The following is a 13,718-nucleotide window of genomic DNA, read 5'->3' on the forward strand; positions in this document are numbered from 1 at the left end:
TCTATTTCCAGCCAAACTTCAAAAACTCCTTGGCCAATAACCTGACAAGCCCTCGATCCTTTCTGTCTGCCCGCCCGTCATTGTTCACGTCCGAACTCAAGATCAACTCCAGAATCCCGTCGTTATCAAGGTCACGCGCAACGGCTTTGTAGACTGTTATCGCCCCTTCGCGAAAGTACATCCACACCGACTCAGGCGTGCCGTCACCGATGAGGTTACTAGCGAGGATGTGCAGGTCGCGCTCTGCCGCATCCGTCTTGTGCCAGCCGAGCTTTAAAAAAGCCTGGGCGAACTTGCGAAGCGGTAGAAGATCAGTCCCAGCGTCACGGATTGTCTCTTCCCGATACAGCACCGCATCCGCATAAAACTGAAAATGAACGGTGTCCACCGCTCCCCTTTCGCTACTGTCCCAAGCAATCACGTTCACATAACGCATCCATGCGCTTCCTTCTCAAACGACCAACCTAAATCCTTGCATCAAGGCGGTCCATGCCTCGTTTCGCTATTGGTCGTGAGATAGCTCAGCACACGTCGAGCGCCACAACGCTGGTGCTGCGCAATAACCTGTAGGCTTTCGCCTTCAAGACCTCAAGATCAATCACCGGCACCCACAGCTCTTTCGCCTGCTCATCCCACTGGCGCATCCGCAGGCTGATCGCACACAACGGATCGCGCTCAAACGCCTGTGCCTCTTCAGCCGTCATTACCCCGCCCTGATAGTCCAGCGTGCGCCGACTGGCCTCGCTCAAGCATTTGTAGTACCCCGGCTCTTTGAATGTCAGATAACGCTTGGCCTGAACGTGGTATTCCACCAGCCGCGCCATCCGCTCGCCAAAACCCAACCGGCGCAAGTAATCGGCGCCGAGGCATTCATGGCTGACCACACCAAAGCCGCCCATGTTTTCGGCGTTCTCGGCGCACAGATGTCCGATGTCATGAAAGAACGCGGCCAGCACCACTTCATCGTCGAAGCCTTCGGCCATGGCCAGTTCGGCGGCCTGGGACATGTGCTCGATCTGCGACACCGGCTCACCGATGTAGTCGCTGTCGCCGAAGCGCTCGTACCAGCCGAATACTTCAGCGATCACCTGTTCGATGCGGCCCATCAGTGTTCTCCCAACAAGGTCCTGATATTGCGCTCAGCCATCGCCGGCCCGATGCTCATGCCGACGCCCGTGTGCATCAACGCGGCATGCACGCCCGGTGCGGCCTGCAGGAATGAAAATGGCTGCGCGCCACGAGCGCCATAGACACCCTGCCACCGCTCGACCACCTGCACCTTGCAGCCCAGTGTTTGCTCGGCCAGTTCGATCAGCCAGTTATCGACCTGTTCCGCGTTGAACGGTGAAGGGTCGCTGCCGTAGTCGTGGGAGTCGCCAATGATCAGCTCACCGTGCGACGTCGGGCTGATCAGCAAATGAATACCGTGTTCGTGCAAGTGCGGCACCTCACGCAGAATCTGCGCCTGCACTGCCGCAGCTTCCGGCAAATCGGCGAAGGCGCCGTAATGCACACAGCTCAAACCGGTAAGCAGCGCATGTTGCAGATTGAGGTTGATTTGCGGCCGCGCGCGGAGCATTTGCAGACGGCAGATCTGCGGCTTGAGCGCAGCGATCGGCTCGGCCAGCAGGGTCTGATAATCGTGGCCGGAGCAGACGATGATCTGCTCTCCCGTGAAGCTGCCGGCGGTGCTGTGCACCCAACCGGGTTCGATGTCGCGCACCAGGGTGGAAAAGTGAAACTCCACGCCGAGGTCGCGGCGCAGGTAGTCGATCAACGCTGGAATCGCTTCGCGCGAATACAGTTGCTGGTCATCCAGACCGTGCAATGCCGCACGGTGATGACGGAACTGGCCGTCGTACACATCGCCCAATGCGGCGCCGCGCAGCAGCTCGACGCGGTAACCGTGTTCGATGGCGCGGCCGGCACAGAAGGCTTCCAGCAATTGCTCTTCAGCTTCGCTGCGAGCAAACAGATACGAGCCGTTGCGCTTGAGCTGCAAGTCTGCCCGTTGCGCCCATTGGCCCCAGATTTCGCGGCTGGCCTTGGCCAGTTCGAGCATCTGCCCCGGCGGCTGGCCGGTGACCAGCGCCTGGCCAAAGTTGCGCACTGACGCCCCCAAAGGTGTGGCGCTGCGCTCGAAGACCTTGACCTTGAGCCCGCGCCTGGCCGCGGCATAGGCGTGGGAAAGGCCGAGAATCCCGGCGCCGATGATCAGCATGTCGCTGTGGTGAGTCATGTTTCATTTCCTGAACATTTCGTGCGAACGGAAGCGATCCCCTGTGGCGAGGGGGCTTGCCCCCGTCGACCGGTCCGCGCTCGGGCGCAGCAGTCGCAAACCCGGCTCACGCATTCCGTCTGAAAAAAACGCGTTGGGCGGGTTTGGGGCCGCTTCGCAGCCCAGCGCGGGCAAGCCCGCTCGCCACAGGGGGGGCGTCAGCTACTTGGCAACCACCTTCTCGGATTTGCCGTCATAGCGTTTTCGCCACTCGCTGAGGATCTCGTCACGGTTTTTCGAGGCCCAGGCGAAGTCGTTCTTGATCAGGCGTTGCTCGTAGTCGGCCGGCAGTTCGGTCTGCGGCTTGGCGATGCCAGGCTGGGCGAGGACTGCGAAGTTTTCTTTGTACAGCTCCATCGCCGCCGGGCTTGCGGAGAAGTCGGCGAGTTTCTTCGCCGCGTCTTCATGCGGTGTGCCTTTGATCACGGCGGTGGCTTCGATTTCCCAGCCCAGGCCTTCTTTCGGCAGGACGATATCCAGCGGTGCGCCCTGGCGCTTCAACTGCACGGCCGGGTATTCAAACGAGATACCAATCGGGAACTCGCCGGCAGCCGCCAGCTTGCACGGTTTGGAACCGGAGTGAACGTACTGGCCGATGTTCTGGTGCAGCGCGTCCATGTACTGCCAGCCCTGCTTCTCGCCAAAGGTTTGCAGCCAGGCGCTGACGTCGAGGAAACCGGTGCCGGACGAGGCCGGGTTCGGCATGACGATCTTGCCTTTGTATTCAGGCTTGGTCAGGTCCTGCCAGCTCAGCGGTTTGCTCAGGCCCTGTTTCTCGGCTTCGACAGTGTTGAAGCAAATGGTTGCTGCCCACACGTCCATGCCGACCCAGGCTGGCGGGCTGGCAGCGTCGCGGTAGTTACCGCCGATCTTGCCGAGGTCCTTCGGTGCGTAGCTTTGCAGCATGCCTTGCTGATCGAGAATCGCCAGGCTGGACGCCGCCAGGCCCCAGACGACGTCAGCCTGCGGGCGGGCTTTTTCGGCCAGCAGTTTGGCGGTGATGATCCCGGTGGAATCGCGCACCCACTTGATCTCGACGTCCGGGTTGGCCTTTTCAAATGCTTCTTTGTAGGTCTTCAGTTGTTCGGCTTCGAGGGCGGTGTAGACCGTCAACTCGGTTTTCGCCGCGAAGGCGTTCAGGCTGAAAGCGGTGAGGACAGCAGCGGCCAGGGCCATAGGCTTGAACATGTCTTTTTCCTTTTGTTTAGCGGCAGTTGAGTTCAGGTTTGCGGGATTGCAAATCAGCAACCGGGCGCGCTTTGCCGCCAGGCCTGGGAGCGGCGCAGCAAGCCGCGCGACGCCCAGGCCAGGAGCAGGGAAACGCCCGCCGAGGTGAACAGAATCAGGGTCGACATGGCCGCTGCGCCGCCGACGTTGCCGGCGTCGTCCATGTTCAGCACCGCCACCGCCGCGAGGATGGTGTCGGGGCTGTAGAGGAAAATCGCCGCCGACACCGTGGTCATCGCCGAGACGAACAGGTAGCGCACGATGTCCAGCAGCGCCGGCAGGCAGATCGGCACGGTGACGCGCAGGTAATGGCGGTACAGCGGCGCCTTGAGCGACAGCGCAGCGGCTTCGAACTCGGCGTCGAGCTGGCGCAATGCGGTGGTGGCGGTCATTTGTGCGGTGGTCAGATAGTGCGCAATGGTGCACACCACCAGCAGGGTCATGGTCCCGTAGAACACATGCAGCGGGTTGCCGGTGAGGTTGAAGAAGAACACGTAGCCCAGGCCCAGCACCAAACCCGGCACCGCCATCGGCACGAAACTGAGCATGCGCAGCATAAGGTTCAGGCCGCACTGGCCACGGGTTTTCTCCATCAGATAGGCACCGGTAAAAATCAACCCGCTGCCGATCAACGCCGTGCACAAGGCCATTTTCACGCTGTTGCCGTAAGCCAGCCAGCCGCCACCGGCAGTGTCGCCGAACTGATAGTGGTTGAGCGACAGCGACAGGTTGTACGGCCAGAACTTCACCAGCGACGAGTACACCGCCATGCCGAACACCAGCAGCAGCGCGGCGCAGATCAGCAACACGATGCTCAGGTAGCAACCATCACGCAGCCGCGACGGCGCCGGTTGAAAGACTTGCGCCCGCCCGCTCATGGCGTCGCCGTGACGACGGCGCAACCACGCGTCGACGCCGAAGCTGAACAGTGCCGGCAGCAGCAACACCATGCCGATCAACGCACCGCGACCGAATTGCTGCTGGCCGACCACGGCTTTGTAGGCTTCCAATGCCAGCACCTGATAATCGCCACCGACCACCACCGGCACACCGAAATCGGTGATGGTCAGGGTGAACACCAGGCAGAACGCGGCGAACACCGCTTGCCGGGTCGCCGGCCAGGTGATGCTGCGAAACGCCTTGGCCGGACTGGCGCCCATGCTCGACGCGGCGTCGAACAAGCGCGCATCGGCCAGCGACAACGCCGAGAGCAGAATCATCAAGGCGTGGGGAAAGGTGTAAATCACTTCGCCGAGGACAATGCCCCAGAAGCCGTAAATGTTGTCCGGCAGCAGCCCGCGCAACAGGCCCTGATTGCCGAACAGGTACACGAGCGCAATACCGGGCAGCATCGACGGTGCCATCAATGGCAACAGCGACATGCCGCGCCAGATCGCCTTGCCGGGAATCAGTGTGCGTTGCAGCGCGTAGGCAAACAGGTAGGCCAGCGGCACGACAATGGCCGCCACGCTGAGGGAGACTTTCAGGCTGTTGCCCAGCAACCAGTGGAAGTTGGCGCTGGTCAGCAGTTCGCGGGCAGCAACCAGACCACCGCCCTGCCCCGCGTCGTTGCTGAAGCCGCGCCAGAAGATCGCCAGCAGCGGCATCAACACCGCGATGCTGAGCAGGCACAGCAGCAAGACCTTGCCACCCACCACGAACAGCCGGTCACCGATTTCAGCCCGGGAAGCCTGTCGAACCGGCTTGTGCGGTATCGGCAGGGCGATCGGCGTGCTCATCAGGCAAATACCTGCAAGCTGCGCGGCGGCAAGGCGACCATGATGTCCTGCGCGCCGAGGCGTGGCATGGCTTCAGGCGCCAGTTCGGCGAGCAGCGCATGGCCCGGCAGTTGGTTCAACTCGAAACTCATCCGGCAGCGATTGCCGAGAAAGGTGATCTCGCGGACCTTGGCCGGGAACAGGTTTTCCTCGTGCACTGGCGGGTTGACGTTGATCGCTTCCGGGCGACAGAACAGCCGGCCCGACGCAGCTTTGCCGGAGTTGTCGGCCAGCCGCACATTCATCCCGCCGACTTGCGCGTGGCTGTCACTGCTGCGCTGGAACGGCAGCCAGTTGCCCTGCCCGACGAACTCGGCAACAAACGGCGTGGCCGGGCGGTTGTAGATTTCCTGCGGCGTGGCGTACTGCTCGACCTTGCCGTTGTTCATCACGGCGATGCGGTCGGCCATCAGCATGGCCTCGTCCTGGTTGTGGGTGACCATCAAGGTGGTGATGCCGAGGTTGCGCTGCAATTGGCGCAACTCGCTGCACAGGTGCTCGCGAACCCGGGCGTCGAGGGCCGACATCGGTTCGTCCAGCAGCAACAGCGACGGTGCCGGCGCCAGGGCCCGGGCCAGCGCCACGCGTTGTTGCTGACCGCCGGACAATTGGCCGGGGTACTTCTTTTCACTGCCGATCAGACCCACCAGTTCGAGCATTTGCGCGACACGCTTGCGCACTTCCTCGCGGCCGCTGCCGGCCAGGCCGTAGGCAATGTTGGCTTCGACGGTGAGGTTGGGGAACAGCGCGTAGGACTGAAACAGGATGCCGTAGTCCCGAGCCTGCGGTGCCAGTAGGGAAACGTTCCGATCACCCAGGTACAACTCGCCGCGATCCTGGCGTTCGAGGCCGGCGATGCAACGCAGCAAGGTGGTCTTACCGCAACCGGAAGGCCCGAGCAGGCACACCAGTTCACCCGCGGCGACATCCAGCGAAACGTTATCCAGCGCGGTGAACGCGCCGAAGCGTTTCTCGATACCGCGCACCTTCATCGGCGCGCCGGGGAAGACCTGGGCAGTTGCGTTCGGGTGGTTCATGGACGGACCTCATCAAGCAGATGAAGGCCATCCTAGGTGGGCAATGCGTCTGTCCTGTGGCAGCGAGGCAAAAACGGCCGATAGTGGTATTTGGGGATTTGGGTTGTTCGAGACTTCAGGATCTACTGACGGGAACATTGTGGCGAGGGAGCTTGCTCCCGCTGGACCGCGCAGCGGTCCCAAAATCAGAGCAGAGCTCTGTCAGGTAAAACGCATTCTCCGGGTTTACGACTGCTGCGCAGCCGAGCGGGAGCAAGCTCCCTCGCCACAGGGTGGGAACGATCATTACGCCGGGGCCATTTCCTGCGCCAGGCCGAGAAACGCCGCCGGCAGGCGTGCGCCTTTGCGTTCTTTGAGGCAGTACAAGTATTCGGGGATCTGCGGCGCGTTTTCGATCGTCAGCACCCGCAATTGCGGGTCATGGGGCACTTCCTGGCGGGCGATGATGCTGATGCCGATATTGCGCAGCACCGCTTCACGAATCGACTCACGGCTACCGATCTCCAGCAACGGACCGAAACTCACCCCAGCGGTTGCCAGCAAGGCTTCAGTCAGACGCCGGGTGGTCGAGCCGCTTTCACGCATCAACAGGGTGTGTCCGACCAAGGCGCTCAGCGGCACATGATCATGCACCGCCAGCGGATGGTTACGGTGCACCGCCAACACCAGCGGATCGCTGCCCAGCACGCGGCGGATCAATCGCGAGTCTTCGAGCAATTGCGATGATGCGGCGATGTCGACCCGGTATTCCTCAAGGGACTCGAGCACCTGTTGGGAGTTGCCGATTTCCACCGAGACTTCCACTTGCGGCAGGCGCTCGCGGAAGGTCTTCACCAGATCGAGAATGTAATACGGCGCAGTGGCGGCGATGCGCAGCACGCCTTGAACCTGGCCGCTGTTGCGCAGGAAAAACTCGATGTCGGCTTCCTGCTGCAACAGCGTTTTGACCATCGGCAGCAGCCGTGCGCCATCCTCGCTGACCGTCAGTCGACGACCACCGCGATAGAACAATTCAACCGAGTACTGACTTTCCAGATGACGAATCTGAGTGGTCACCGTAGGTTGGCTCAAGCCGAGCTTTTTCGCCGCGAGGGTAATGCTGCCCAATCGCGCGACCATGTAAAAAGCCTTCAGCTCGGCACTCAGCACTTAACCCTCGTCTTGATTATTTGCGCAACAGGCGCAGACCGTTGAACACCACCAGCAGGGCCACGCCCATGTCGGCGAACACCGCCATCCACATGGTGGCGAGACCCACGAAGGTTACCCCAAGAAAGATCGCCTTGATGATCAACGCCAGGGCGATATTTTGCGTGAGGATATTCGAAGTCTGCCGCGACAGCCGGATAAATGCCGGAATCTTGCGCAGATCATCGTCCATCAGGGCAACATCGGCGGTTTCAATCGCGGTATCGGTGCCGGCCGCGGCCATCGCAAAACCGATCTGCGCGCGAGCCAGTGCCGGTGCATCGTTGATGCCATCGCCGACCATCCCGACCCGATGCCCCTTAGCGTACAAGCCTTCGATAGCCTTGAGCTTGTCGGTCGGCAGCAGGTCACCTCGCGCCTCATCAATACCCACCTGGGCGGCAATTGCCCGAGCGGTGTGCGGGTTATCGCCGGTCAGCATCAAGGTCTTGATGCCCAGCTCATGTAACTGCCGGATCGCTTCGCGGCTGGAGGCCTTGACCGTATCGGCCACCGCGAACAGTGCCAACGGACCCGAGGTGTCGAGCAACAACACCACGGTCTTGCCCTGTTCTTCGAGGGCAAACAGTTTCTCTTCCAGCGCTGGCGAGCACAGGCCCAGCTCTTCCACCAGGCGGTGATTGCCCAAGTGGTAAACCTGACCATCAATCTCACCGCGCACGCCACGGCCGGTCAGCGCTTCAAAGTTATCCACAGCGAGCAACGTCAGCTGTTTATCCACAGCCGCGTTGGCGATGGCCAGCGATACCGGGTGATCGGAACGTCCGGCGAGGCTGGCGGCCAAAATCTGCGCGGTGTCTTCGACTGTCGGGTCCAGGGACAGATAATCGGTCTGCACCGGTTTGCCATGGGTGATCGTGCCGGTCTTGTCCAGCGCCAGGTAATCCAGTTCGTGACCACCCTCCAGGTACACGCCGCCCTTGATCAGGATGCCTTTGCGCGCCGCCGCCGCCAGACCGCTGACGATGGTCACCGGAGTGGAAATCACCAGCGCACAGGGGCACGCGACCACCAGCAGCACCAGCGCGCGGTAGACCCAGTCGAACCAGGCCGCGCCCATGAACAGCGGCGGGATGAGTGCCACGGCCAAGGCGAGGATGAACACCACCGGCGTGTAGATTTTCGAGAAACGATCAACGAACCGCTGGGTCGGCGCCCGTGCGCCCTGGGCGGCTTCGACGGCATGAATGATCCGCGCCAGGGTCGAGTTGTCGGCAGCGGCGGTCACTTTGAACTCCAGCGAACCGGACTGATTGATGGTCCCGGCAAACACTTTGTCGCCGACGGTTTTCTCGACAGGCAGGCTTTCACCAGTGATCGGCGCCTGATCGATGGTCGAGCTGCCAGACACTACTTCGCCATCCAGGCCAATCCGCTCGCCGGGGCGAACCCGCACCCGCGCACCGAGATCGATACTTTTAGCTTCACGCTCGACCCAGCTGCCATCTTCTTGCTGCACGGTGACCTTTTCCGGGGTCATCTGCATCAGCCCGCTGATTGCATTGCGCGCGCGGTCCAGGGATTTGGCTTCGATCAGCTCGGCCACGGTGAACAGGAACATCACCATCGCCGCTTCCGGCCACTGGCCGATCAACACTGCACCGGTCACCGCGATGCTCATCAGCGCGTTGATGTTCAGGTTGAGGTTCTTCAGGGCAATCCAGCCCTTCTTGTAGGTGCCCAAACCGCCGCTGAGGATCGAGATCAGCGCAACAATCGCTACCACCCAGGTCGGCGCGGCGCTGGTGAAGTGAATCACTTCGGCCGCCAAGGCACCGACACCTGATACTGCCAACAGCCACCAGGGCTTTTTCACTGGCGCCGGACTGGCTTGAGCATCCGCACCCTGCTCAATGGGTTCGGCCAACATGCCAATCGACTTGATGGCGTCGATGATCGGTGCAGTCGTCGGCAGGTCATGGGTGACGCCGAGTACGCGGTTGATCAGATTGAATTCCAGTTGCTGCACACCCGCAAGCTTGCCGAGCTTGTTCTGGATCAGCGTCTGTTCGGTCGGGCAGTCCATGGCGTCGATGCGAAAACGGCTCAGGCGCGCGCCGTCGGTCGGCGTTTCACTGAGCTTGATCAATGAAGGCGCTGCCGCACTGGAACAGCAAGAGCCGCCACCACTGGCGTGATCGTGTTTCTGAACTGGCTGAAGCTTTTGCCCGTGGCTGTGATCGTGATCGTGATCGTGATCGTGATCGTGATCGTGATCGTGATCGTGATCGTGATCAGCGTGGGGTTTGTGGGTGTGCTGGGAATCGCTCATAAGGTCGCGTCCGAAAAGGTGCCTGTTGCCAAGTGAACACCCTGTAGCCACTATAGGGTCAAGCAGCCAATCGGAGATGATTGAAATGAAGATCGGTGAACTGGCGAAACTGACCGACTGCCAAGTCGAAACCATCCGTTATTACGAGCGCGAAGGCCTGTTGCCGGAACCGGCCCGCAGTGAAGGCAATTACCGCGTGTACACCCAGGCCCACACCGAGCGCCTGACATTTATCCGTAACTGCCGCACCCTCGACATGACCCTCGAAGAAATCCGCAGCCTGCTCAGCCTGCGCGACAGCCCGCAGGATCAATGCGAAAGCGTCAATGCGCTGATCGACGAGCACATCCACCACGTCAAGGCGCGGATCGACGGCTTGCTGGCCTTGCAGACACAGCTGCTGGAACTGCGCCAAAGCTGCAGCGAACGGCCGGATATCGAGCAATGCGGGATTTTGCAGCAGCTGGAAGTCAGCGGTGGCGTGGCGGCGAGCGAAGCCGAGCATTCCCATGTCGGCCGAAGCCACGGGCATTAAGCCGCCCGGCGTAGCAGCAGCAAAAGCATGGCTAACGCGGCCAGCACCGCTCCGGTGATGAACGTGCTTTGTGCGCCAACGGTTTGCCACAGCCAGCCGGCGAGAACACTGGCAATCAACAGGCAAACGCCGCTGAGCAAATTGAAAATGCCGAAGGCCGTGCCCTTCAGTTCGTCGGGGGCCGTGTCAGCTACCAGTGTGGCGAGGATGCCTTGGCTGAATCCCATGTGCAGTCCCCACAGGGCTACGCCCAGCATCATTGTCAGGGGCGAATGGCTTTGTGCGAGCACCAGATCCGCCAGCACCAACAGCGCCATACCGAGGCAAAGCAGTTTAGTGCGACTGATGCGATCGGACAGCCAGCCGGCCGGGTACGCGGACAGCGCATAGAACACCGACATGACGACCATCACCAGCGGCACCCACGTTGCTGACAAACCGGCCTGCTGCGCCCGCAACACCAGAAACGCTTCGCTGAAACGCGCCAGTGTAAACACCCCGCCCACAATGACCACCCACCAGTACCCGGACGAAAAGTCGTGAAGGACTCGCCAATGAATGGGCGATCGAAAGGTGTGCTTGCCAACAGCGTGTTCAGGCTCTTTTACACCGGCGACAATCAGCGCCACTGCGATGACCGCCGGGATCACCGCGAACCAGAGCACCAGCTGGATATCGGCGAGCCAGAGCATCAGCGCAATGGCCAGCGCAGGGCCGACAAAGGCGCCGACAGTGTCCATCGACTGGCGCAAACCGAAACACGCACCGCGAATTTCCGGAGGCGCTACATCCGCCACCAAGGCATCGCGCGGCGAGCCGCGAATGCCTTTGCCGATACGATCGAGAAAGCGCGCGGTGAACACCACATCCACCGAGTGAGCCAGCGGGAACAGCGGTTTGGACAACGCGGCCATACCGTATCCCACTAACAGCAAGCCTTTGCGTCGACCGATAAAGTCGCTGATCGCACCCGAGAAGACTTTGACGACCATCGCCGTCGCCTCGGCAATGCCCTCGATCACCCCGACGGTCAGCGCGCTCGCGCCCAGGGTCGTGACCAGAAACACCGGCAACAGGCTGTGCACCAGTTCGGACGAAACATCCATGAACAGGCTGACAAAGCCCAAGGCCCAAATGGTTCGCGGGATACGCAGAGACTCCGATCTGACCTGATTCACGTGTTCATCCTGTCGTGCTCCAGGGCCTTATCGAAGGCGATGACCGAGCCCTATAAGTGAGTATTGCGCCGAGCGAGTGCCGGAAATATTCGCTGGTAAAGTCGCTCAACAACGTCGAGCAGAGGCTCACCCAGTTGTCTCCAGTCCAGCACCTGTTTCACCAGCCAGGCGCTGATCAGTGAAACCAGGAACGACCCGGCGATATCAAATGGAAAGTGCACGCCCAGGTAGACACGCGCCCAGCCAACCAACGCCCCCAGCAGCAAAACCAGCAGGCCCAGCTTGCGCAACGAGGCCAGTATCAACCCAAAGGCTAGCGCAAACATCACCGTGGCGTGGTCGCTGGGAAAAGATGATTCAGCGGCATGCGCCAGGAAATTTTGCCCCAACCCCAGCATAAAGGGACGTGGGTGGAACCAAAGGCTGCTGATCAGCAGATTGCAGCCCAGCGCGAAGACGATACTCAGCGTCGCAGTGAGCGCTACCGCCCGCTGCCGGCGTGCGCCTTGCAACCACAACCCGGCCAGCAAAAGCGGTACACAGAGGATCAGCCACTGTGCCAGAAACATCGCCAAAGACCGCATGGGCGCCGAGGCATCCGCGCTGGCGTTGATCGCCAGGAACAGGCTGCGATTGAGTTCTTCCACAAAGAGACGCCATTCAGTTCATCAGAAAACCCCGCACCGCGATCACACGCTGAGCGGTCCCCATCTTACTAATTGCAATCGCCCGGACAGTCGGAGTACCCCGCCATCCGGGCTTCAGGCGTTTGACACCTGTTTAGCCACAAGTTCTGCTGCCACACGGCATGTCAGCAACTGGGTAAAACCCACCGTCAATTCGAGCGTTCGACAGTGTCGGACTGGGCTTTCTGACTGCTCGCTACAGCCTGCGCATGTTCAGACTGCTGATAGTGAACCATCGCTACATCACGTGCGGCGTCCATTCGGGCCTGAACCTTGTCGCCGCCGCCTTCAGCCATCGCAGCCACAGAAGCGCACATCAGGGAAACGACCAAAAAAGCTTTCAGGGATTTCATCGGGAACTCTCCAGTAGTTGGGTTCTGCCAGACCGTGTATTGGCCTGACTGGAGCTCATCCTATAGGGCGCTGTTTATCGGCCCTTTCCCCGGGAGATGAATTTTCTGACATGTAGGTTTTTAGATTCGTGGCATTGACGCTTGATCGCTCCCACAGCGTGGGAACGATCAGGGCGGGAGGTCTTTAGACCGCCATTGGCGCGGTCATTGGCGCGTGGTGTTCGTAACCTTCCAGCGAGAAGTCGCTCGGCTCGATCTGTTCCAGCCACTCTGGCTGGTACACGCCGGTCTTGGCGAACTCCGGCACGCGGTCGGAAATCACCAGCTTGGGCATCGGGAACGGCTCGCGCTTGAGCTGTTCGTTGAGCATGTCCAGGTGGTTTTCGTAGACGTGGGCGTCACCAATGAAATAGGTGAACCAGCGCGGCGTGTAACCGGTCAGGCGACCAATCAGGCTCAGCAGCGCGGCACCTTCGGTGAGGTTGAACGGCGTGCCCAGGCCCAGGTCGTTGGAGCGGATGTAGAGCGTCAGGGAGATCTCTTTGGTCTCGACGTTCGGGTGGAACTGATACAGCAGATGGCACGGCGGCAGGGCCATTTCATCGAGCTGGGCGCAGTTCCAGCCGTGGAACAGGATACGCCGGCTGCCCGGGTCCTTGATGATGGTGTCGACGCACTGGCGAATCTGGTCGATCGCCTTGTACAGCACCACATAGGCCTGGCCGTCTTCTTCACCTTCAGCGATCTGCCGATAACCCTGGCTCAACGTCTGTTCGATAGCGGCCTGATTGCTGACCGGGATCTGCTTGTACGCCGGCCATTTGCGCCATTGCACGCCGTAGATCTCGCCCAGGTCGTCTTCGCCCTGACGGAACGGGTTGGCCAGCCACTGGGCGTTTTCATTGGCATTCTGGTCCCAGACCTTGCAGCCCAATGCCCGGAACTCAGCAGCGTTGTTCACGCCCCGCAGGAAACCGACCATCTCGCCGATGGCCGATTTGAACGCCATCTTGCGGGTAGTGATCGCCGGGAAACCTTCTTTCAGGTCATAACGCAGCATCGCGCCGGGAAAACTGATGGTGTTCACGCCGGTACGGTTGGCTTGCTTGGTGCCGTTCTTGATGACGTGGGCGACCAGATCGAGATATTGCTTCATGAGTTACCT

The 13,718-nt window shown here is 60.8% G+C and carries 14 protein-coding genes; 2 read left to right on the forward strand and 12 right to left on the reverse strand.

From position 1 onward, the window contains the following. Window position 1 precedes the first annotated feature (1 nt). The 8 genes from AABM55_RS27695 to AABM55_RS27730 form a co-directional block, all read right to left on the reverse strand. Window positions 2–436: a hypothetical protein gene (locus AABM55_RS27695; RefSeq protein WP_347928257.1), complete on the reverse strand. Its 435-nt coding sequence runs from the start codon at window positions 434–436 to the stop codon at window positions 2–4. A gap of 85 nt (window positions 437–521) precedes the next feature. Continuing rightward, window positions 522–1,106: a phosphonate degradation HD-domain oxygenase gene (locus tag AABM55_RS27700; RefSeq protein ID WP_347928258.1), complete on the reverse strand. Its 585-nt coding sequence runs from the start codon at window positions 1,104–1,106 to the stop codon at window positions 522–524. Beyond that, window positions 1,106–2,239, reverse strand: coding sequence for a TIGR03364 family FAD-dependent oxidoreductase (locus AABM55_RS27705; RefSeq protein WP_347928259.1), 1,134 nt, complete (start codon window positions 2,237–2,239; stop codon window positions 1,106–1,108). Before AABM55_RS27705 ends, AABM55_RS27700 begins: the two co-directional genes overlap by 1 nt. A 201-nt stretch (window positions 2,240–2,440) precedes the next feature. Beyond that, window positions 2,441–3,466, reverse strand: coding sequence for a putative 2-aminoethylphosphonate ABC transporter substrate-binding protein (locus AABM55_RS27710; RefSeq protein ID WP_347928260.1), 1,026 nt, complete (start codon window positions 3,464–3,466; stop codon window positions 2,441–2,443). Between the two features lie 53 nt (window positions 3,467–3,519). Further along, window positions 3,520–5,244: a putative 2-aminoethylphosphonate ABC transporter permease subunit gene (locus tag AABM55_RS27715; RefSeq protein ID WP_347928261.1), complete on the reverse strand. Its 1,725-nt coding sequence runs from the start codon at window positions 5,242–5,244 to the stop codon at window positions 3,520–3,522. After that, entirely contained in the window at window positions 5,244–6,320 is a 1,077-nt protein-coding gene (locus AABM55_RS27720) for a putative 2-aminoethylphosphonate ABC transporter ATP-binding protein (RefSeq protein ID WP_347928262.1), read from the reverse strand. The genes AABM55_RS27715 and AABM55_RS27720 overlap by 1 nt, the downstream gene beginning before the upstream one ends. 285 nt (window positions 6,321–6,605) lie before the next feature. Beyond that, entirely contained in the window at window positions 6,606–7,469 is an 864-nt protein-coding gene (locus AABM55_RS27725; protein ID WP_054594505.1) for a LysR family transcriptional regulator, read from the reverse strand. Window positions 7,470–7,485: 16 nt separating this feature from the next. Continuing rightward, entirely contained in the window at window positions 7,486–9,618 is a 2,133-nt protein-coding gene (locus tag AABM55_RS27730; protein ID WP_347928263.1) for a heavy metal translocating P-type ATPase, read from the reverse strand. Between the two features lie 51 nt (window positions 9,619–9,669). Between AABM55_RS27730 and AABM55_RS27735 the strand changes: the two genes are divergently transcribed. Next, window positions 9,670–9,837 carry a hypothetical protein gene (locus AABM55_RS27735; protein ID WP_347928264.1) on the forward strand — a complete coding sequence of 56 codons (168 nt, stop codon included), beginning with the start codon at window positions 9,670–9,672 and terminating at the stop codon, window positions 9,835–9,837. 49 nt (window positions 9,838–9,886) lie between these two features. Continuing rightward, window positions 9,887–10,336: a Cd(II)/Pb(II)-responsive transcriptional regulator gene (cadR, locus tag AABM55_RS27740; protein WP_054594507.1), complete on the forward strand. Its 450-nt coding sequence runs from the start codon at window positions 9,887–9,889 to the stop codon at window positions 10,334–10,336. Here the strand turns inward: cadR and AABM55_RS27745 are convergent. From AABM55_RS27745 to AABM55_RS27760, 4 genes are all read right to left on the reverse strand, one after another. Then, window positions 10,333–11,514: an MFS transporter gene (locus AABM55_RS27745; protein ID WP_347928265.1), complete on the reverse strand. Its 1,182-nt coding sequence runs from the start codon at window positions 11,512–11,514 to the stop codon at window positions 10,333–10,335. The genes cadR and AABM55_RS27745 overlap by 4 nt on opposite strands. Before the next feature lie 50 nt (window positions 11,515–11,564). Continuing rightward, window positions 11,565–12,161 carry an undecaprenyl-diphosphatase gene (locus AABM55_RS27750; protein WP_054594509.1) on the reverse strand — a complete coding sequence of 199 codons (597 nt, stop codon included), beginning with the start codon at window positions 12,159–12,161 and terminating at the stop codon, window positions 11,565–11,567. Window positions 12,162–12,349: 188 nt separating this feature from the next. Beyond that, window positions 12,350–12,553: a co-regulatory protein PtrA N-terminal domain-containing protein gene (locus AABM55_RS27755; RefSeq protein ID WP_019694124.1), complete on the reverse strand. Its 204-nt coding sequence runs from the start codon at window positions 12,551–12,553 to the stop codon at window positions 12,350–12,352. Between the two features lie 184 nt (window positions 12,554–12,737). After that, window positions 12,738–13,709: a thymidylate synthase gene (locus AABM55_RS27760; protein WP_054594510.1), complete on the reverse strand. Its 972-nt coding sequence runs from the start codon at window positions 13,707–13,709 to the stop codon at window positions 12,738–12,740. Between the last annotated feature and the right edge of the window lie 9 nt (window positions 13,710–13,718).

Origin of the sequence: Pseudomonas helvetica (assembly GCF_039908645.1) — a bacterium.
Classification (GTDB): domain Bacteria; phylum Pseudomonadota; class Gammaproteobacteria; order Pseudomonadales; family Pseudomonadaceae; genus Aquipseudomonas; species Aquipseudomonas helvetica.